The 18,620-nt window shown below is 67.9% G+C and carries 18 protein-coding genes; 8 read left to right on the top strand and 10 right to left on the bottom strand.

Annotation, left to right across the window (positions count from 1 at the left end; genetic code table 11):
* The coding region (locus AC6EI8_RS14770) for a LysR family transcriptional regulator (RefSeq protein ID WP_498382257.1) at positions 1 to 161 on the bottom strand (161 nt) is incomplete at its 3' end.
* Positions 162 to 260: 99 nt separating this feature from the next.
* On the opposite strand from AC6EI8_RS14770, the gene AC6EI8_RS14765 reads away from it, so the two are divergent.
* The 3 genes from AC6EI8_RS14765 to AC6EI8_RS14755 are packed head-to-tail and all read left to right on the top strand — an operon-like array spanning position 261 to position 3,055.
* Positions 261 to 1,526, top strand: coding sequence for a CaiB/BaiF CoA transferase family protein (locus AC6EI8_RS14765; protein ID WP_498382256.1), 1,266 nt, complete (start codon positions 261 to 263; stop codon positions 1,524 to 1,526).
* Complete coding sequence (locus AC6EI8_RS14760; RefSeq protein WP_226106075.1) at positions 1,523 to 1,984, top strand: MaoC family dehydratase; 462 nt, start codon at positions 1,523 to 1,525, stop codon at positions 1,982 to 1,984. The genes AC6EI8_RS14765 and AC6EI8_RS14760 overlap by 4 nt, the downstream gene beginning before the upstream one ends.
* Positions 1,985 to 2,038: 54 nt before the next feature.
* A complete protein-coding gene (locus AC6EI8_RS14755; RefSeq protein WP_226106076.1) occupies positions 2,039 to 3,055 on the top strand; it encodes a tripartite tricarboxylate transporter substrate binding protein in 1,017 nt (338 codons plus the stop codon).
* Between the two features lie 37 nt (positions 3,056 to 3,092).
* Here the strand turns inward: AC6EI8_RS14755 and AC6EI8_RS14750 are convergent, their stop codons facing one another.
* Both AC6EI8_RS14750 and AC6EI8_RS14745 read right to left on the bottom strand, forming a co-directional pair.
* Entirely contained in the window at positions 3,093 to 4,100 is a 1,008-nt protein-coding gene (locus tag AC6EI8_RS14750) for a tripartite tricarboxylate transporter substrate binding protein (RefSeq protein ID WP_226106077.1), read from the bottom strand.
* A gap of 99 nt (positions 4,101 to 4,199) precedes the next feature.
* Positions 4,200 to 5,261, bottom strand: coding sequence for a cyclase family protein (locus tag AC6EI8_RS14745; RefSeq protein ID WP_226106078.1), 1,062 nt, complete (start codon positions 5,259 to 5,261; stop codon positions 4,200 to 4,202).
* Positions 5,262 to 5,410: 149 nt separating this feature from the next.
* Between AC6EI8_RS14745 and AC6EI8_RS14740 the strand changes: the two genes are divergently transcribed.
* Both AC6EI8_RS14740 and AC6EI8_RS14735 read left to right on the top strand, forming a co-directional pair.
* Entirely contained in the window at positions 5,411 to 6,928 is a 1,518-nt protein-coding gene (locus AC6EI8_RS14740) for a class I adenylate-forming enzyme family protein (RefSeq protein ID WP_226106079.1), read from the top strand.
* 69 nt (positions 6,929 to 6,997) lie between these two features.
* On the top strand, positions 6,998 to 7,747 hold the full coding sequence (locus AC6EI8_RS14735; protein ID WP_226106080.1) for an IclR family transcriptional regulator: 750 nt from the start codon (positions 6,998 to 7,000) through the stop codon (positions 7,745 to 7,747).
* Positions 7,748 to 7,822: 75 nt separating this feature from the next.
* Here AC6EI8_RS14735 and AC6EI8_RS14730 read toward each other — a convergent pair whose 3' ends face one another.
* Positions 7,823 to 9,085: an MFS transporter gene (locus AC6EI8_RS14730; protein WP_226106081.1), complete on the bottom strand. Its 1,263-nt coding sequence runs from the start codon at positions 9,083 to 9,085 to the stop codon at positions 7,823 to 7,825.
* Between the two features lie 166 nt (positions 9,086 to 9,251).
* On the opposite strand from AC6EI8_RS14730, the gene AC6EI8_RS14725 reads away from it, so the two are divergent.
* On the top strand, positions 9,252 to 10,406 hold the full coding sequence (locus AC6EI8_RS14725; RefSeq protein WP_226106083.1) for an acyl-CoA dehydrogenase family protein: 1,155 nt from the start codon (positions 9,252 to 9,254) through the stop codon (positions 10,404 to 10,406).
* A gap of 185 nt (positions 10,407 to 10,591) precedes the next feature.
* On the opposite strand, the gene AC6EI8_RS14720 is transcribed toward AC6EI8_RS14725, so the two are convergent.
* Positions 10,592 to 10,804, bottom strand: coding sequence for a hypothetical protein (locus tag AC6EI8_RS14720; RefSeq protein WP_149316229.1), 213 nt, complete (start codon positions 10,802 to 10,804; stop codon positions 10,592 to 10,594).
* Positions 10,805 to 10,933: 129 nt separating this feature from the next.
* A complete protein-coding gene (locus AC6EI8_RS14715; protein WP_150082525.1) occupies positions 10,934 to 11,842 on the bottom strand; it encodes a LysR family transcriptional regulator in 909 nt (302 codons plus the stop codon).
* Positions 11,843 to 12,274: 432 nt separating this feature from the next.
* Between AC6EI8_RS14715 and AC6EI8_RS14710 the strand changes: the two genes are divergently transcribed.
* Together AC6EI8_RS14710 and AC6EI8_RS14705 are read left to right on the top strand one after the other, a co-directional pair.
* Positions 12,275 to 13,228, top strand: coding sequence for a LysR family transcriptional regulator (locus AC6EI8_RS14710; RefSeq protein ID WP_149316231.1), 954 nt, complete (start codon positions 12,275 to 12,277; stop codon positions 13,226 to 13,228).
* Positions 13,229 to 13,396: 168 nt separating this feature from the next.
* Positions 13,397 to 13,720: a LysR family transcriptional regulator gene (locus AC6EI8_RS14705; protein WP_187829068.1), complete on the top strand. Its 324-nt coding sequence runs from the start codon at positions 13,397 to 13,399 to the stop codon at positions 13,718 to 13,720.
* Between the two features lie 94 nt (positions 13,721 to 13,814).
* On the opposite strand, the gene AC6EI8_RS14700 is transcribed toward AC6EI8_RS14705, so the two are convergent.
* The 4 genes from AC6EI8_RS14700 to frc all read right to left on the bottom strand — a co-directional run bounded on the left by AC6EI8_RS14700 (position 13,815) and on the right by frc (position 18,572).
* Positions 13,815 to 14,081, bottom strand: a complete 267-nt coding sequence (locus AC6EI8_RS14700) for a hypothetical protein (protein WP_149316232.1) — start codon at positions 14,079 to 14,081, stop codon at positions 13,815 to 13,817.
* Between the two features lie 47 nt (positions 14,082 to 14,128).
* Positions 14,129 to 14,902, bottom strand: a complete 774-nt coding sequence (locus AC6EI8_RS14695) for a fumarylacetoacetate hydrolase family protein (RefSeq protein WP_498382255.1) — start codon at positions 14,900 to 14,902, stop codon at positions 14,129 to 14,131.
* 231 nt (positions 14,903 to 15,133) lie between these two features.
* The gene (locus AC6EI8_RS14690) at positions 15,134 to 17,263 is read right to left on the bottom strand and encodes an acetate--CoA ligase family protein (protein ID WP_226106086.1); all 2,130 of its coding nucleotides are present in this window, start codon (positions 17,261 to 17,263) and stop codon (positions 15,134 to 15,136) included.
* A gap of 79 nt (positions 17,264 to 17,342) precedes the next feature.
* On the bottom strand, positions 17,343 to 18,572 hold the full coding sequence (gene frc / locus AC6EI8_RS14685) for a formyl-CoA transferase (protein ID WP_149316235.1): 1,230 nt from the start codon (positions 18,570 to 18,572) through the stop codon (positions 17,343 to 17,345).
* Positions 18,573 to 18,620 lie beyond the last annotated feature (48 nt).

Here is an 18,620-nt window from a genome sequence, read left to right as displayed (position 1 = left end):
CCGCGGGAGGTGCGCTCGAACAGCGCCGTGCCCATGTCCGCCTCGAGCTTGCGGATCGATATCGACAAGGGCGGCTGCGCCATATGCAGCTGCTCGGCGGCGCGATGGAAGTTGCCGGTCTCGGCCAGCACCACGAACTGCTGCAGTTGACGCAGATCCATCGTGATATCTCCTCGATATCGCTTCTCAAAAAACTAATATTAGACCCGCCGTGCGGCCTGCCCTACCCTGCGGGCAAAACAACGAGACGGAGACAGGGCATGCTGCCTCTCGCAGGCATCCGCGTGGTGGACCTTTCCACCGTGGTGATGGGCCCATACGCCAGCCAGTGGCTGGCGGACCTGGGCGCGGAAGTGATCAAGATCGAGACGCCCGACGGCGATTCCACCCGGCACACCGGACCGGCCGCCGAGGACGGCATGGCCGCGATCTTTCTCGGGGTCAATCGCGGCAAGCGCAGCGTCGTGCTGGACCTGAAGCAGCCGGCGGCGCAGGCCGCGATGGAAAGGCTGCTCGCCACCGCGGACGTGCTGATGCACAGCATGCGGCCGCAGAAGCTGGCGGCGCTGGGCCTGGCGCCGGCGGACGTGATGGCGCGCCATCCGGCCCTGGTCTATACCAGCCTGCTCGGTTTTGGCGAGGACGGCCCCTACGGCGGCAAGCCGGCCTACGACGACATCATCCAGGGCCTGGCCGGCAATGCGGCCCTGATGGCGGAGCAGACCGGCGACGCGCGTTATTTCCCGACCATCGCCGCGGACAAGACCTGCGGCCTGATCGCGGCGTTGTCCATCTGCGCCGCGCTGGCGGGACGCGGGCAACGCCGGCAGCGCGAGCAGCGCGGCACGCTCGTCGAGGTGCCGATGTTCGAATCGATGGCCGCCTTCAACCTGGTCGAGCATCTGTACGGCCTGCATTTCGATCCGCCGCGCGGCCCGGCCGGCTATCCGCGCGTGCTCGCGCCGCTGCGCCGGCCCTATCGCACCGCCGACGGCCACGTCTGCATGATGCCGTACACCGACGGGCACTTGCGCGACTTCTTCACGGCAGCGCAAAGGCCGGACCTGGCCGCCGATCCTCGCTTTGCCGGCATCGCCGCGCGCACGACGCATATCGAGGCGCTGTACGACATCACCGGCGAGATCGTGCGGCAGCAAACCACCGCGCACTGGCTCGGCGTCTGCGAAGCGCTGCAGATTCCGGTGGCGAAGGTCAATACCTTGTCCGAGCTGCCCGACGATCCGCATCTGCGGGCCACCGGGTTTTTCGCCTCGCTGCACGATCCCGCGATGGGCACGCTGCGCTTTCCCGGCGCGCCGGTGCGCTTCGACGGAGCGCGCACGCCGATCGGCATGCCGCCGCGGTTGGGCGAGCACACGGCCGCGGTACTGACCAGCGCCGGTGTCACGGCCGCCGAACTCGATGCGATGTTGACAAGCGGCGCGACCCGCTGCATGGCAATCCAGCCCGCCGGCGATGCCGCGGCCAATCCAGGTAACGAGATCCCCCATCAGGAGACGCGATGAACCACGACAACCTGCCCCGCCTCGGCCAGGGCTTCCATTGGCAAGACCTCGAGGAAGGACAGACCTTCCGCACCTTCCGCCGCACGGTCACCGAAACCGACCTCGTCAATTTCATCGGCGTCACCGGCATGCTGGAAGCGATCTTCATCGAGGATGGCTACGACGCCGGCGCGATTCGCGGGCGGCCGGTGCCCGGCGCGCTGACCTATGCGCTGATCGAAGGCTTCATCCTGCAGACGATGATCCAGGGCACTGGCCTGGCGATGCTGGAGCTGACGCAGAAGATCCACGGTCCGGTGGTGGTCGGCGACACGATCTGGGCGACGGTCAAGGTCACAGGCATCCGGCCGACCTCGAAGAGCGGGCGCGCCGTTGTCGATTCGCTGATCGAGGTCTACAACCAGCGCAACGAGAACGTGATGACCTATACCGCCCGGCGCCTGCTGGCCGGACGCTGATCTACCCCCACGAACAAAATCGACGCGGCCGGACGCCGCGCGGAGGAGACCACCATGCATGCCAAGCCCATCGCCGGCGCGCTCGCCGCCATGGCGACGACGATCGCGGCCATCACGTTCAGCGTCATCCCCGCCGCTGCACACGCGGCGGACAATGCGGCCAACCACGCGGCCGGCTTTCCCTCGCGGCCGATCAAGCTGGTGGTGCCGTTCCCGCCGGGCGGCCCGACCGACCTGGTGGCGCGCGTGATCGCCAAACAGATGTCCGACGAGCTCGGCCAGCAGGTACTGGTCGACAACCGCCCCGGCGCGAACGGCAATATCGGCGCCGAGCTGGTCGCCAAGGCGCCGGCCGATGGCTATACGGTGCTCTACAACACCTCGTCGATCGCCCTCAGCGCAACGCTCTACCGCAAGCTGAGCTACGACGGCCGCCGCGATTTCGCGCCGGTGGCGCTGACGGCCGCGGTGCCGCTGGTGATCGAGGTCAACGCGCAGGTGCCGGTCGGAAACCTGCAGGAATTCATCCAGTATGCGAAGGCCCAGCCCGACAAGCTGACCTACGGCTCGGCCGGCAATGGCAATGTCACGCATCTGGCCGCCTTCCTGTTCCTGCAGGCCAACGGCATCCGCGCGGTACACGCGCCCTACAAGGGCAGCGCGCCCGCGCTGACCGATCTGGCGGGCGGGCAGGTGCAGTTCATGGCCGACACCATCAACTCGTCGCTGCCCTTTATCCGCGACAGGAAACTGCGCGCGCTGGCGGTCACGAGCCTGAAGCGCAATGCCCAGCTGCCCGATGTGCCAACGGTGGCCGAGACCGTGATGCCGGGCTTCGAGGTGGCCGCCTGGCAGGGCATGATGGTCCCGGCGAAGACCCCGTCCGAGATCGTGCGCAAGCTCAACGCCGCCACCGTGAAGGCGCTGGCCGCGCCCGAAGTCCGCGCGAGCCTGGCGGCCCAGGGCGCCGAAGCGCGCGGCTCCACGCCGGAAGCCTATGGCAGCTATCTGGCCGCCGAGGTCGAGCGCTGGCGCAAGGTGATCGACGATTCCGGCGTGACGCTGGATTGAAGGGATCCGGCGATCCGGCGCCACGCCTGCGGCCCGCCTACTCGATCTTCGCCCCCGACGCCTTCACCACGCTCTGCCAGCGCGCATATTCCGACTGGATGAAGGCGCCATAGCGTTCCGGCGAGCCGCCGAGCGCATCCACGCCCTGCTCGGCCAGCACCTTGCGCACCGCCGGGTTGGCCAGCACCGCGTTGACCGCCTGGTTCAGCTTGCCGATCACCGCGGCCGGCGTCCTCGCCGGCGCGACCAGGCCCTGCCACGCGGTGGAAGCGTAGTCCGCCGACATCGCCTCGGCCACGGTCGGCACGTCCGGCAGCGTGGCCGTGCGCTGGCGCGAGGTCACGGCCAGCGCCTTGAGCCGGCCGTCGCGGATATACGGCAGCGCGGTATTGAGCGTGGTCATCATGAATTGCGTCTCGCCGGCCAGGAAGTCCACCAGTGCCGGCGCGGTGCCCTTGTACGGGACATGGGTCGCCTTGAGGTGGAACATCGTGTTGAACTGTGCCGACGACAGATGCTCGATCGCGCCGGTCCCTGACGAGCCGTAGTTCAATTGCCCCGGCCGGCTGCGGATCAGCTGCACCAGATCCTTCGGCGTCCTGGCCGGGACCGACGGATTGACCATCAGCACCAGCGGCATCTCGGCAGTCAGCGCCACCGGGGCGAAGTCCTTGACAGGGTCGTAGTTCACGTGCGCATAGACCCATGGCGCGATCGCGATCGACGAGGTGTTGTAGAGCAAGGTGTAGCCATCGGGCTGCGCCTTGGCCACGGCCTCGGCGGCAATGTTTCCGCCGGCACCGGGCCGGTTTTCGACGACGATCGGCTGGCCCAGCCTGTCGCCCAGCGCCTGGCCGATGACGCGCGCGACGATATCGGTCGGGCCGCCGGGCGGAAAGCCGATGATCATGCGGATCGGCCGGTTGGGATAGCCGTCCGCCTGCGTGGTGGACGCCGCGGCGGGCGCGGCGGTGCAGACGCCGGGCAGCAGCGTCGCCGCCAGGGCGAGCGCCGCCACGCCAGCGCGCAAGGCATGCTGGTTCATCGTTTGTCTCCGTGTCGTTGTTGGAAGTCGCCGCGGTTTCCGCGGTTCTTGCTTGTTTGGCGGTTATTGCGTCTTGCGCGCCCGCTACACCGTCACCGCCTACACCGTCGCCACCGGCGTGACCGGCGAACCGACCGCACCGGGCAGGTAGAGCGGCGGCGCCGTCAGCAGGAAGGCGGAGCGTCCGCGCGCCTGCAGCCAGTCGGCCAGCTCCGCGAGCCACCATAGCTCCGCCAGCGGCACGCCGAGCTTGAACAGGCAGTGCTGGTGCAGCGGCAGCGCCGGACGCTGGCCCAGCGTGGTTTCCAGCGCGGGCAGCCCTTCGACCGCATAGTTGTCCGCGCAGATCGCCGCCACGCCGCTGTCCGTGATCCATTGCAGCAGCGCGTCGTCGCGGCCATCCAGCACGCTGGCGGTGCGGTTCAGCACGTCGATATCGGGCTGGCGATTCATGCCGACCAGCACCTCGGTGAAGCCGGTGCGCAGCACCAGCATGTCGCCCGGCGCGATCGCGATGCCGTCGGCATCGAGCACGCGCATCAGGTCGTCGTAGCCGACATGGTGCCGCTCGAGCCCGAAATGCTTCTTCAGGTCGACCAGCACCGCGCGGCCCTGGATCGCCTTGCGCGCCATATTGGCGACGCTCAGCGCATGCGCGCCGTGCGGACCGGGGACATCGACATCGCCCTCGCCATCGCCATCGCCATCGGGCCCGTAGTCGCGCGGGCCGACCACGTGTTCGTTGGCGCGATAGCCGTTGTAGTAGACCTTCTCCCTGACGCCGTTGCCCATCACGTCGAAATACGCGCCCACATGGGCAAACGAGTCCCACTGCGTCGAGTACTGCAGCGCCAGCGTGACCTGGTCATCGCTGAGCACGTCGGTATTGCGCGCGTCCAGGCGCGCAAGCGGAAAGTTCAGGCACGGGCAACCGTCCTGCAGCGTCGGCGACAGCCGCGGCGGATGGCGGCGCGGATTGAGCACGGCGCCGCCCGGAAAATCCAGCGGCATGCTCAGGCAGAACGACAGGCCCTCGCGCACCTCCGCTATGCCCTGCCTGACCTTGTCCGGCGTCAGCAGGTTCAGCCGGCCCAGTTGATCGTCCTCGCCGAAGTCTCCCCATGTCGAGCCCTCGGGCCGGCGTTTCCATCGCGATGCCATCTGCTTGTCCCCCATGTCGTTGTCGTCGCGCGGCTCGCCGCATCGATCAGGCCGGCGCAAAGCGAAACCGCTTCCGAATTCTAGCCGCCGACCTTACAATGTCAACCGGCTGATTCACTATTCAATATACTGAAAGATTGGAGACCACCGTGATTTCACGTCTGCTGCGCATGGCGAGCGAACGCCCCGACGCCCCGTTCCTGTTGTTCGAAGACCAGCGCTGGACGTTCGGCGCCGTCGCGCAAGCGGCGCTGCGCGGCGCCGCCTGGCTCGAGACACTGGCGGTCCAGCCGGGCGACCGCGTCGTGGTGGCGATCGGCAACCGGCCGCTGTTCCTGTTCGCATGGTTCTCGCTGCTGGCGCGCGGAGCGGTGGCGGTACCGGTCAGCCACGAGATGTTCGGCGAGCCGCTGCGCTATATCGTCGGCCAGAGCGAATCCCGCCTGCTGCTGTGCGAGACAAGCGACCAGGCGCGCTTCGCCACCGAAACCGCCTCCTGCGGCATCGCGGTCCACGGCCTTGCCGGCGAAGACGCGTATCTCGCCGCAGTGGGTTCGCATGCGCCCGCGGCGCCGGCCGCAGCGAACGACGACGCGCCCGCCGCCATCCTGTACACCTCCGGCACGACGGGCCAGCCCAAGGGCGTGGTGATTCCCAATCGCTCGTACCTGGCCGCGGGCGAGAAGGTGGCGGAGGCGATCGGCATCACGCAGGACGACCGCATCATGACGTTCCTGCCGCTGCATCACGCCAATCCGCAGATGTATTCGGTGATGTCGGCGTTGACCACCGGCTGCAGCGTGGCGATCGTCGCGCGCTTCTCCGCGTCGAGATTCCTGGAACAGGCCGCGCATTACCGCGCCACCGGCTTCACCTATGTCGGCACGGTGCTCAGCATCCTGGCTCGGGAATGGACCGCACGGGTGCAGACCAGCCTGCGCTGGTGCGTCGGCGGCGGGGCGCCGCGCGCGGTATGGGAGCGCCTGAACGGCCTGCTGCCGGTACAGGTCCATGAGCTCTATGGCATGACGGAAACGGGCGGCCTCGTCACGATCAATGCGCGCTCGCGCTATCGCTTTGGCTCGGTTGGCGCGGCGCGCGACGATTTCGACGTGGTGGTGCTCGGCAACGATGGCCGCACGCTGGCACCGGGCCAGATCGGCGAGATCGCGGTGCGGCCGCGCGAGCCGCACGTGATGATGAGCGGCTATTTCCGCAAGCCGGCGGAGACGCTCGCCGCAATGGAGAATCTCTGGTTCCATACCGGCGACCTCGGCCGCTTCGACGCCGATGGCTTTCTCTACTTCGAGGGCCGCAAGAAGGAACTGATCCGCCGTGGCGGCGAGATGATCTCGCCCGTGGAGATCGAGCTGACCGCGCTCAAGTTCGCGCAGATTGCCGATTGCGCGGCGGTGGGCGTCGCCGACGAGATACTGGAGGAAGAGATCAAGCTGGTCGTGGTGCCGCGCGCCGCCTTCGATGCCGACGCGCTGCTCGCGCACCTGCGCGCCGCGCTGCCCCGCCATATGGTGCCGCGCTATCTCGAATTGGCGAGCGAAATCCCCAAGACGCCGACACAGAAGATCCAGCGCTTCCGCCTGGCCAGGAACTCCGCCGCGACGATCGACCTGAAGACCGCATCACAGGGCCGCGGATCGCCTGGCTGAGCGGAACGATCCGCTATCATTCCGTTCAGCCGACTCGGCTCCCCATCCTCCTCGCCTATTCCGAAGCCCATGACCGTACCCGCCGCCGGCCGAACCCTGGACATCATCGAGACCTTCGCGCGCGAGCGCCGGCCGATGTCCGTGTCGATGCTCGCCAAGGCCACCGGCATGCCGCTGTCCAGCTGCCACGGCCTGGTCAAGACGCTGGAAGCGCGCGGCTACCTGATGGAAAGCAAGACCCAGGGCGGCTATTACATGACCCGGCTGCTCGGCCATCTGGCGCGCTCGATCGAGGAATTCGATCCGCTGCCCGACTGGATCGTGCCGGCGCTCGCCGAGATGCGCGACAAGTGCGAGGAAACGGTGGTGCTGGCCAAGCTGGTCGGCGCCACCGCGCAGTATGTCGAGGTCCTCGAGAGCGAGCAGAGCATCCGCTTCATCGTCCGTGTCGGCGATACGCGCCCCCTCTACGCCAGCGCGGTCGGCAAGGCGCTGCTCGGCACGATGCCCGACGACGAGCGCGACGCGATGATCGCCGGCATGCAGTTCGCCCGGCGCAGCAGGAAATCGATCTCCTCGCGCGCCGCGCTGCTCAAGGACCTGGAGGCGAGCCGCGCGCGCGGCTGGTATATGTCGAGCGGCGAGTATTTCGACGATGTCAGCGCGGTGGCCGACGCCATGCGCATCGGCAAGGAGTACTACGCCGTGGCGATTGCCGGCCCGTCGACACGGATCGAGCCGGCGCTGGACCGGCACGTGAAGCTGATCACCGCGTTCGCGCGCAACTGGCGCGCGTCGTTCGAAACGCGTGCCGCCTGAGGCGCGGGGGCCGCGGGCGTCTTTCCGGCCCGCGCCGCCCTCCGCGCAGCCCTCGCGCCACCCTCCGCGCCTCGCCTATTCCGCCGAAGCCGGTACCGCCTCCGGATTGCCCTCCAGATCCCTGCCCCGCGTTTCCGGCAGCATCAGCGCCGCGATCAGCACCAGCACATAGGCGCCCGCGGCAAAGGCGCCGATGGCGGCCGCGAGCCCGATCTTCTGGCTCAGGTGGCCGACCAGCGTCGGGAACAGCGCGCCCACCGCGCGCCCGAAGCTGTAGGCGAACCCCTGCCCGCTGGCGCGCACCGACGCCGGGAACAACTCCGTCAGGAACGCACCCAATCCGCTATAGATGCCCGAGGCGGCGAAGCCGAGCGGGAAGCCCAGCCACAGCATCAGGCTGTTGCTGATGTCGTACTGGCTGTAGAACCAGATCGACAGCCCGGACAGCACGGTGAAGACATAGAGATTGGCGCGCCGTCCCCACCAGTCGGTCAGATAGGCGCCGGCCAGGTAGCCGCAGAACGAGCCGACGATCACCACCATCAGATAGCCGCCGGTATCGAGTACCGATAGCTGGTACTTGGTCCGCAGCAGCGTCGGCAGCCAGATCGTGATCGCGTAGTAGCCGCCCTGCACGCCGGTGCACAGCAGCGAGGTCAGCAGCGTCGTGCGCAGCAGCCCGCGCGAGAAGATCCGATGGAACGGCACGGTCTCGCCGCGCGCGGCCGCGGCGGCGCGCGCGTTGGCCGAAACCTCGGGCTCGGGCACATGCTTGCGGATGTAGAACACCAGCAACGCCGGCAGGATGCCGATCCAGAACAGGATGCGCCACGCCATTTCCTCCGGCACGAAGGAATAGACGAGCGTGTAGGCGATCGCGGCAATGCCCCATCCGACCGCCCATGCGCTTTGCACCGTGCCGACCGCCTTGCCGCGATGCTTGCCGCGCACGATCTCCCCCATCAGCACCGAGCCGACAGCCCACTCGCCGCCGAAGCCGAGCCCCTGCAGCGCGCGCAGCACGAAGGCCTGCTCGAAGTTCTGGGCGAAGCCGAGCAGCAGCGTGCAGACCGAGAACCACAGGATGGTCCACTGCATCACGCGCACACGGCCATAGCGGTCCGCGAGGATGCCGGCCAGCCATCCGCCGACGGCGGACACCAGCAACGTCACCGTGCCGAGCATGCCGGCCTGCGTGCGGTCGATCTGCCAGATCGACATCAACGTGCCCAGCACGAAGGTGAACATCATGAAGTCCACGCCGTCCAGCGCCCAGCCGCCGAATGCCGCCACGAAGGTGCGGCGCTCGTCCTTCCTCAACTCGCGATACCACTTCATCGTTGTCTCCGCTGTCGATCTTCTTGTGCGCGCGCCGACCGGCCGTGCCGGCCGCCACGCTTGCACGGATTCTAGGGCGGGCTTCTATAATGTCAATATAGAGAATCATGTTTCAGCATACTGAAACACATCGACACCCTCATCGACGACGCGAAAGGAGACACAGATGCAGCAGACGGGCGGCAACGACAACAGGAAGACGCTGTGGCAGGACATGGTCGAACCGGACTTTCTCGACGACCTGCGCGCGCTGGTGGCGCAGCACATCGAGCCGAACGCGGCGTCGATCGACGCGCGCGATGTCTATCCGGTGGAGGAGATCCGCGCGCTGGCACGCGCTGGCTACAACAGCATCTTCCTGCCGCCGGCGTACGGCGGACGCGGCAGTTATCTGCATGCGCTGGCCGTGTTCGAGGAAGCCTCGTATGCCAGCGCGGCGGTCGGGATCAGCCTGATCACGATCCTGCAGGCGCAGACGATCCTCCACCTGTTCGGCAATGCGTCGCTGCAGCAGCGCTACCTGCCCCGCTTTGCCCAGGGATTGATTTCCGCCTACGCACTGACCGAGGCCAACCACGGCAGCGATATCCGCTCGCTGGACACCAAGGCGAAGCGGGTCGGCGACGAATGGGTGCTCGACGGCGAGAAGTCGTTCATCACCTCCGGTTCCGCCGCGGAGTTCTTCATCATCCTGGCCGAGACCGAACAGGGCGTCTCGGCGTTTGCCTTGCCCGGCGATACCAGGGGGCTGTCGACCTACGTCGGCGAGAATTCCGCGACCTTCGGCCTGCGCAACGGGCCGCACGTCAATCTGGTGCTGGACGGCTGCCGCCTGCCGCTGGACCACCTGATCGGCATCGAAGGCAAGGGCGTGCGCGCGGCGGTGACCACGCTGAACTACTCCCGGACGATGGCGGCTGGCATCAGCCTGGGCATCGCGCGCGCGGCCTTCGACCGGTCGCTGGCGCACGCCCGCCAGCGCAAGGTGTTCGACAGCACGGTGTTCGACAAGCAAGGCATCCAGTGGTACTTCGCGGACATGGTCGCGCGCATCGATGCGGCGCGGCTGCTGACCTATCGCGCGGCGCAGGCACTCGACACGGGCGGCGACGTGCCACGTCTCTCCAGCGAGGCCAAGCTGGTGGCGAGCGCGCTGGCGACCGAGGTGGCGAGCACGTCGATCCAGATCTGCGGCGCCTATGGCGTCATGGAGAACTCGCCGTACGGCCGCTATCTGCGCGATGCCAAGGCCTACGAGATCGCGGGCGGCGCATCGGAAATCCTGCGCAACACGATCGGCAAGGCGCTGCTCGAGTATTAGCGGCGTCTGACTGCGGCGGCTGACTGCGGCGGCTGACTCCGGGGAGTACGGCGCGAACACGGCGCGAACACGCCGCGATGCCGGGGTGCCGGGGGAGGAAGGAGGCGCGGAAGGGTAACGGAGAAGAACAATGAATTCACTGGCCACGCCGCCCGCTCCGCGATCGGAGCGGCCCGCGAACCGCCTCAGGCATGGGTCAGCACGAATTGGCCGGCGGCCTTGTGCGAGTCCTCGCTGGCGCCATCATCGCGCGGGGCGCTACCGAGGCCGGCGAAGCGGCCGTGCGCCTGGGCGCGCAGCAGCGTCGGCGCGGGCAGGCAGGTGGCGAGCAGCACGGTGGCGGACACGCCGAGGGAGAACAGGCCAAGCGACAGCAGGGTCAACAGGGTGGTTTGCATCAGGACACTCCGATAAGACATCAATCAAGGAATGTCCAGTATATGGTGCAACGCACCAGAAGTAAATATTCTGTATGTGATATATCAAACAGCGCCCCTATTCTGTCGCTCCTGTGCCACAGGCCGCGGTCAGCCGGTCTTCAGCGCCACATCGGGGCCCTCCTGCTCGGTGATGACGCGCCAGATGGCGGCGGCGTTCGGCTTCAGCGACCGCCCCTTGCGGCGCACCAGCACAACCTGCATGGCGGCATGCGGCCGCAGCGGCAGCAGCACCACGCCGGGCGGGACGCCGGCGGCGCGGGCGCGCGATGGGACGACGCCAAGCCCTTGCCGCCGCGCCACCATGCCCAGCACCGCGCAGAAATGGCCCAGGGGCCGATAGACCCGCGGCCGCACGTGATAGGCGGCCATGGCGCGTTCGATGGCGGCCAGCATGCCCGACTGGCGGTCGAGCCCGAACAGCTGCGCATCGTTCAGGTCGCCCCAGCCCAGCGCCTCGCGCGAGGCCAGCGGATGGCCGGTCGGCAGCACTGCATGGAAGGTCTCCTCGTACAGCGGCTCGAACTGCAGTTCGGCGCAAGGCTCCGGGTCGCTGACCACCGCGAAATCGACCTCGCCGCCGCGCACCGCATGCAGCGCCGCCTCGGGGGCGACATCGCGCAGCACGATATCGATGTCGGGCCACGCGCTCTGGCAGGCCTGCAGCCACGCGGGCGCCAGCATGGAAGACAGCATCGGCCCTACCGCCAGCTGCACGCGCCCATGCGCCGGCCGCGCGCTGGAGTGCGTTTCGTGCAAGGTCTGTTCGACCTCGTCGATCAGATGGCAGATGCGTTCGGACAGCAGCGTGCCGGCCTCGGTCAGCTCCACCTGGCGCGTGGTGCGGTCGAACAGGCGCAGGTCGATTTCCTCTTCCAGTTCGCGCACGCTGCGGCTGACGGCGGATTGCGTCAGTCCGAGCTCGGCGGCGGCACGGGTGAAACTGCGATGCCGCGCGACGGCGGCGAAGGCCTTCAACTGCGGAAGCGAGACATTCATCGTGGTCTCCTCGTGCACCGCATGCCTCGTGGGCTTGCGGCCGCTGCCGGTGCCGCCGGCGTGGGGCCGGCGGGGCAGCGCTGTGCTTTTTTATGTGCCACGGTCGTTCGGCGGGACTGCGGTACGCAGGCTGCGCGAGCGCCGATGGGTCCTTCGATGCTAGTGCAAACGACTATCCACGACGCCTTAACTTTTTTATTAAGATCATTGACGACCATCTATGGATGGACGGCGCTGCCGGCACCATACCGCGCGCCACAGACACACGCCCATCCCGCGGCGGGCGCACGCCACGCCCACCGCGTGCACCGGTGCAGCGGTGCCGCGATGCCGCGATGCCGCGATGCCGCGATGCACTGCAGCGAAAACGATCCCGATCACGCGCCGCAGCAAGCGCCGCAGCGCGCGCAACGCCGACCGAACGAGGCCGCCATGAAAAACGCCACGCTGCGCCAGCTCAAGGTCTTCGAAACGGTGGCACGCCACCTGAGCTTTTCGCGCGCGGCCGAGGAATTGCACCTGACCCAGCCCGCCGTCTCCACGCAGGTCCGCCAGCTCGAGAACCACGTGGGCCTGCCGCTGTTCGAGCAGCTCGGCAAGAAGATCTACCTGACCCCCGCGGGCACCGAGATGCTGCACTACAGCCGCAGCATCATCCAGCAGTTCCGCGAGGCCGAGGACGCGATGGCGCAACTGAGCGGCATCGCGGGCGGCCGGCTCAATATCGCGGTAATCAGCGCGGGCGATTACTTCTTCCCCCGCGTGATCGCCGAATTCATGCGGCGCCATCCCGGCGTGACGCTGAACCTCGCGGTGCACAACCGCGAGGAGCTGCTGCACCAGCTCGCCGGCAACCTGACCGACCTGGCGGTGATGGTGCGGCCGCCGGCGGGCATGGACACCGTCAACGATTCGTTCGCGCCCCACCCCTATGTCATCGTCGCCGCGCCGGATCATCCGCTGGTCGGCAAGCGCAACGTGCCGCTGTCCGCGCTGGCGGACGAGGCCTTCATCTGCCGCGAGAAGGGCTCGGACACCTGGAACTCGATGCAGGAAGGCTTCGCGGCGCGGCTGCAGAACCTGCGCATCACGATGGAGATCAAGAGTACCGAGACCATCAAGCAGGCCGTGATCGCCAATATGGGCATCGCCTTCCTGTCCGCCCACACGGTCGCGCTGGAACTGCGCACCGGCCATCTCGCGGTACTCGACGTGGAAGGCTTTCCGGTGATGCTGAACTGGTACGTGGTCCATCGCAAGAACAAGCGGCTGCCGCCGGTCGCGCTCGCGTTCAAGCATTTCCTGCTGAGCGAAGGCGCGGCGCAGATCGATCGCATCACCGCCGTCGACGGCCTGATTCGGGGCAAGGGCGCCGTCCGCTCCTGATCCTGCCCCGGGCTCCCGCCAGGCCCGGTCCGGCCCTGCCCTTGCGCTTGCATCGTCCGACCCATAAACGATGGCTTATGGTTTTGCCGATCAACTTCAATTGTTGTTAATCGTTCGCGGCCCCTATGCTGCCTGCATGTCCCACCGCACCGGCAAAGGAGAGCGACCATGGAACAAGCGCAGATCGAACGGCAGAACGAGATTCCCGCCGCGGCCCCGGTACAACAGCAGCACCAGCAGCAGCCGTCGGTGCAGCAGCAGCTGGCCGCCTACAACTCGGCCTTCGTCGAGCTGGGGCTGCGCTTCCGCTGGGATGAGGCGATGTATGGCTGGCTGTGCGGCGTGGTCGAGTGCGAGCGCACCCGTATCGCGCACTACATCGAGACCTACCACGCGCATCTGCTGACGGCGTACGACGCGCCGTTCCTGAGCCAGCTGATCCTGGAGAAGAAGAACGCGTATCTGGAAGCGATGAGCCGGCGCGCGAGCTGAGCGCCGTCACGTCGTCCCCGCGCAGGCGGGAACCCAGCGTCTTCGAAAGCCACTGGGTCCCCGCCTGAACGGGGACGACATGCTTGCTTCTCCCCTACTTCGCCCCCGACGAGCGCGCGCCGCGCACACCTGCCCGCGCGCCGATTGCGATCCCCGCTGCCGCCGCCGCGGCCAGCGCCAATCCCGCCAGCACCACCCACGGACCATGGCCGCCGGACAGCCAGGCGGCCGACATGGCCACGCCCAGGCCGCCGAGACAGCCGGCGTGCAGCGCGAACACGCCGGCGTGGCGGTAGCCGATCAGGCCGGCCAGCATCGACGCACCGGCGAGCAGATAAGCCAGTTCTTCCGGGTCCGTCATGGCAGGCCTCCATCGCGAGCGAGGCCGGCGGCGCGTTGCCGCGCGGGCTAGCCGCCGACCGGATTGATCAGCGCACCGATGCCTTCGATGCGCACTTCGACGACCGCGCCAGCCTTCATCGAGCCCACGCCGACCGAGGTGCCGCAGGCAATCACGTCGCCCGGCATCAGCGTCATGTCGCGCGACAGCCGGCTGACCACCTGCTCGGGCGTGAAGATCATGTCATCGAGCGGATAGCGCTGGCGCTCGGCCCCATCGAGCCGCGTGACCACGCTGGCATCGCGCCAGTCGAAGCCCGTGACGATGGCCGGGCCCAGGCAGCCGAAGGTGTCGAAGCCCTTGGCACGGCACCACTGCGGGAAATTCGGGTCCTCGGCGATCAGGTCGGCCGCGGTGACGTCGTTGACGACCGTATAGCCGAAGATGTGCGCCGACGCGTCGGCCACCGGCACATCGCGGCAGACACGCCCGATCACGATGCCGAGCTCGCCCTCGAACACGATCTTGCCGCCGTAGCCGGCCGGCCGCGCGATGGTATCGCCGGGGCCCGCCAGCGAGGTGCCGGGCTTGATCAGGAACAGTGGATGCGCGGGCTCGGGCTTGCCCAGCTTCTGGGCCAGCGCGCGGAAGTTGTTCCACAGCGCGACGATCTTGGACGGCTCGCAGGGCGCAAGCAGCCGCACCTCGTTGCGCGGGAACGAAACGCCGGTCGGCTTCGGCGAGGCGTAGCCCGGGCCGTCGTATTCGAACACCCGCTCGCCATCGAGCCGGCCCATCCGTGGCCGGCCATCGCCGGCGTCGAAGCGAATCCAGGTTTGCATGGGGGTCTCCTGTGGCGGGGGGTGAATGTTCAGTGCGGGCAGTGTCGGGGGGACGTGCCCTCTCCCCCGGCCCCTCTCCCGCAAGGCGGGAGAGGGGAGAAAACCGCGGGCCTCGGCAACGCTATCGTCGCCCGCGTACCGAGCGCCCCTCTCTCTCGCGTGCGGCAGAGGGGTCGAGGGAGAGGGTCAGCGGCGCCTCCCAACGCCGCCGCCCTCCCCATCCACGCGCGCTCAGATCTTGCCCGCGCCGCGCGCCCACTTGTACTTCGCGCCGAGCACCGCGACCGGGATCTCGGTCGAGTACGCGTAGGCCGGCACCCCGTGCTGGTACAGGTATTCGGCCGCTTCCTCGACCTGCACGTCGCCGGCCAGAGACGCCACGATCGGCTTCTCGATGCCCTTTGCCGCCATCTCCTCCTTGACCTCGACCACCAGCTTGGCGAACACCATCGGCGGCGTGATGATCGTGTGCCAGTAGCCGAGGATGATCGCGTGGATGCGCGGATCCTCCAGGCCCAGCTTGATCGTGTTCCGATAGGTGGTCGGCGGCTCGCCGCCGGTGATGTCGACCGGATTGCCGGCCGCGCCGAACGGCGGGATGAACTTGCGGAAGGCCGCGTCCAGGTCCTCCGGCATCGTCATCAGCGACAGCCCGTTGTCGACGCAGGCATCGGACAGCAGCACGCCCGAGCCGCCCGCGCCGGTGATGATCACCACGTTCTCGCCCTTCGGCGTCGGCAGCTTCGGAATGCCGCGCGCGAACTCGAGCAGGTCGCGCAGCGAGCGGGCGCGAATCACGCCGCATTGCTTGAAGACGTCCTCGTAGATGCGGTCGTCGCCGGCCAGCGCACCGGTATGCGAGCTGGCGGCACGCGCGCCCAGGCTGGTGCGGCCGGCCTTGAGCACCACCACCGGCTTGACCTTCGACACGCGCCGCGCCGCCTCGGCGAACGCGCGCCCGTCCTTCAGGTCCTCGCAATGCTGCGCGATGATCTCGGTCTCGTCGTCCTGCTCGAAGAAGGTCAGCAGATCGTCTTCGTCGATGTCGGACTTGTTGCCCAGGCCAACGATGGCCGATACGCCCATCTTGGCCGAGCGCGAGAAGCCGATGATGGCCATGCCGATGCCGCCCGACTGCGAGGACAGCGCGGCCTTGCCCTTGACGTCATAAGGCGTGCAAAACGTCGCGCACAGATTCTTCGGCGTGTAGTAGAAGCCGTAGATGTTCGGCCCCATCAGCCGGATGTTGTGCTTGCGCGCGATCGCGACGATCTCCTCCTGCCCTTCGACGTTGCCGGTCTCGGCAAACCCCGACGGAATCAGCACGGCGCCGGGAATGCCCTTCCGGCCGACCTCCTCCAGCGCCTGCGCCACCAGCTTGGCGGGGATCGCGAACACCGCCACGTCGATCTCGCCGGGCACGTCGAGCACGCTCTTGTACGCGGTCATGCCCATGATCTCTTCGGCCTTCGGGTGGATCGGATAGATCTTGCCCTGGTAGCCGCCATTGATCAGGTTCTTCATCACCGAGTTGCCGATCTTGCCGTCCTCGGACGAGGCGCCGATCACCGCGACCGTGTCGGGCCGCATGATACGGTTCATCTGCGCGACGATCTGCTCCTGCGTCGGGCGATAGCGCTGCGGCTGCGGCGCATGGTCCAGCACGATGCGCACGTCGGCCGCGATCGCGCCGTTGGGGCTGGCGAACACCGGGTTCAGGTCCAGCTCGGCGATTTCGGGGAAGTCGGTCACCAGCTGCGACACGCGCTGGATCATGCTGGCCAGCGCCGCGCGATCGACCGGCTCTGCGCCGCGCACGCCCTTGAGCACCTGCGCGGCGGCAATGCCGTCGAGCATGCCGAGCGCATCCTGCTCGCTCGCCGGCGCCATGCGGAAGGTGATGTCCTTGAGCACCTCGACCAGCACGCCGCCGAGGCCGAAGGCCACCAGCTTGCCGAACGACGGATCGGTGACCGCGCCGATGATGACCTCCTGGCCGCCGCCGATCATCTTCTGCACCTGCACGCCGACGATGTCCGCCTTGGCGTTGTAGCGCTTCGCGTTGTCCAGGATGGTCTGGTAGCCCTGCTCGACCTTGCGCGCGTCGTCCAGGCCGACCAGCACGCCGCCGGCCTCGGTCTTGTGCAGGATGTCGGGGGAGACGATCTTCATCACCACCGGAAAGCCGATGCGGCCGGCCAGCTCGACCGCCTCGGCCGCGGACTTCGCCAGCCCTTCGCCCGGCACGGCAATGCCATAGGCATCGCAGACCAGCTTGCCTTCGGGCGCGGTCAGCGCGGTGCGTCCCTGTTCCTTGGCGGTGGCGAGAATATTGCGCACCGCGTCCTTGTCATACGCCATGTCAGACCTCCATCGGGTCATGGTTGCAGCGGAGTTTGCGAACGAAGGGCGGCGCCGGGCCGCCCGGGGCAAGGCGGCGTCAGACCGCGCCGGCCGCGCGCAGCGCCTCGATCTGCGCGGGCGTGCGGCCCAGCCATTCGAGGATCTCGGTGGTGTGCTCGCCCAGCAGCGGCGAGCGATCGACCTGGACCGGCGATTCCGACAGGTTGATCGGGCAGCCGAGCTGCACATAGCGGCCGCGCTGCGGATGATCGACCTCGACCAGATAGCCGCGCTCGTACAGCGAGCGGTCCTCGATCAGGTCCTTCATCGACAGGATCGGGCCGCACGGCACATCGACCTCGTTGAGCGCTTCCATGACCTCGAACTTGGTGCGCGTGCGCGTCCATTTCTCGATGATCGAGAAGCATTCGGGCAGGCATTTGAGGCGCGCCTCGGGCGTGGCGAACTGCGGATGCGAGATCAGGTCCTCGCGCCCGCACAGCCGCATCAGCGGTTCCCAGCCCTGCGGTTGCACGATCACGTAGACGTAGTCGTTGGCCCCGCCCGGCGCGCAGCGCAGCGCCGCGCCCGGCTGCCCGCCGCCCGAGGCGTTGCCCGCGCGCGGCACGTAGTCGCCGAATTCCTTGTTCGGGTATTCGCGCAGCGCGCCGGCCGCCAGGCGCTGCTGGTCGCGCAGCTTGACGCGACACAGGTTCAGCACGGCGTCCTGCATCGCCACCTCGACGCGCTGGCCCTTGCCGGTGTGCTCGCGCTGCAGCAGCGCAGCCAGGATGCCGATCACGCAATGCACGCCGGTGCCCGAGTCGCCGATCTGCGCGCCGGTCACCGTCGGCGGCCCTTCCTCGAAGCCGGTGGTCGAGGCGGAGCCGCCCATGCACTGCGCGACGTTCTCGTAGGCCTTGCAGTCGGCGTACGGCCCGGGGCCGAAGCCCTTGATCGAGGCGTAGATCAGGCGCGGATTGAGCGCGCGCAGCCGGTCCCAGTCGAAGCCCGCGCGATCGAGCACGCCCGGGCCGAAGTTCTCGACCAGCACGTCGCAGCGCTCGACCAGGTCCTCCAGCAGCGCCTTGCCTTCCGGCGTCTTCATGTTCAGCGTCAGGCTGCGCTTGTTGGAGTTCAGCATCGTGAAATAGAGGCTGTCCGCGTTGGGCACATCGCGCAGCTGGCTGCGCGTGATGTCGCCCCGGCCGGGCAGTTCGACCTTGATCACGTCCGCTCCCAGCCACGCCATCAGCTGCGTGGCCGACGGCCCCGCCTGCACGTGCGTCATGTCCAGGATGCGTACTCCTTCCAATGCCTTGCTCATGGCGTCGTCTCCTCGCCTCTATGGTGTGATCGTGGGTTGCACGGGAGC

The organism is Cupriavidus sp. R6-3 (genome assembly GCF_059772245.1).
This window is presented reverse-complemented; position numbering and strand designations above follow the sequence as displayed.

Excerpts from the sequence above, each read along its gene's own strand:
- AC6EI8_RS14765 (WP_498382256.1), top strand. The coding sequence starts at position 261 with ATGCTGCCTCTCGCAGGCATCCGCGTGGTGGACCTTTCCACCGTGGTG.
- AC6EI8_RS14760 (WP_226106075.1), top strand. The coding sequence starts at position 1,523 with ATGAACCACGACAACCTGCCCCGCCTCGGCCAGGGCTTCCATTGGCAA.
- AC6EI8_RS14755 (WP_226106076.1), top strand. The coding sequence starts at position 2,039 with ATGCATGCCAAGCCCATCGCCGGCGCGCTCGCCGCCATGGCGACGACG.
- AC6EI8_RS14750 (WP_226106077.1), bottom strand. The coding sequence starts at position 4,100 with ATGAACCAGCATGCCTTGCGCGCTGGCGTGGCGGCGCTCGCCCTGGCG.
- AC6EI8_RS14745 (WP_226106078.1), bottom strand. The coding sequence starts at position 5,261 with ATGGCATCGCGATGGAAACGCCGGCCCGAGGGCTCGACATGGGGAGAC.
- AC6EI8_RS14735 (WP_226106080.1), top strand. The coding sequence starts at position 6,998 with ATGACCGTACCCGCCGCCGGCCGAACCCTGGACATCATCGAGACCTTC.
- AC6EI8_RS14730 (WP_226106081.1), bottom strand. The coding sequence starts at position 9,085 with ATGAAGTGGTATCGCGAGTTGAGGAAGGACGAGCGCCGCACCTTCGTG.
- AC6EI8_RS14725 (WP_226106083.1), top strand. The coding sequence starts at position 9,252 with ATGCAGCAGACGGGCGGCAACGACAACAGGAAGACGCTGTGGCAGGAC.
- AC6EI8_RS14720 (WP_149316229.1), bottom strand. The coding sequence starts at position 10,804 with ATGCAAACCACCCTGTTGACCCTGCTGTCGCTTGGCCTGTTCTCCCTC.
- AC6EI8_RS14715 (WP_150082525.1), bottom strand. The coding sequence starts at position 11,842 with ATGAATGTCTCGCTTCCGCAGTTGAAGGCCTTCGCCGCCGTCGCGCGG.
- AC6EI8_RS14710 (WP_149316231.1), top strand. The coding sequence starts at position 12,275 with ATGAAAAACGCCACGCTGCGCCAGCTCAAGGTCTTCGAAACGGTGGCA.
- AC6EI8_RS14705 (WP_187829068.1), top strand. The coding sequence starts at position 13,397 with ATGGAACAAGCGCAGATCGAACGGCAGAACGAGATTCCCGCCGCGGCC.
- AC6EI8_RS14700 (WP_149316232.1), bottom strand. The coding sequence starts at position 14,081 with ATGACGGACCCGGAAGAACTGGCTTATCTGCTCGCCGGTGCGTCGATG.
- AC6EI8_RS14695 (WP_498382255.1), bottom strand. The coding sequence starts at position 14,902 with ATGCAAACCTGGATTCGCTTCGACGCCGGCGATGGCCGGCCACGGATG.
- AC6EI8_RS14690 (WP_226106086.1), bottom strand. The coding sequence starts at position 17,263 with ATGGCGTATGACAAGGACGCGGTGCGCAATATTCTCGCCACCGCCAAG.
- frc (WP_149316235.1), bottom strand. The coding sequence starts at position 18,572 with ATGAGCAAGGCATTGGAAGGAGTACGCATCCTGGACATGACGCACGTG.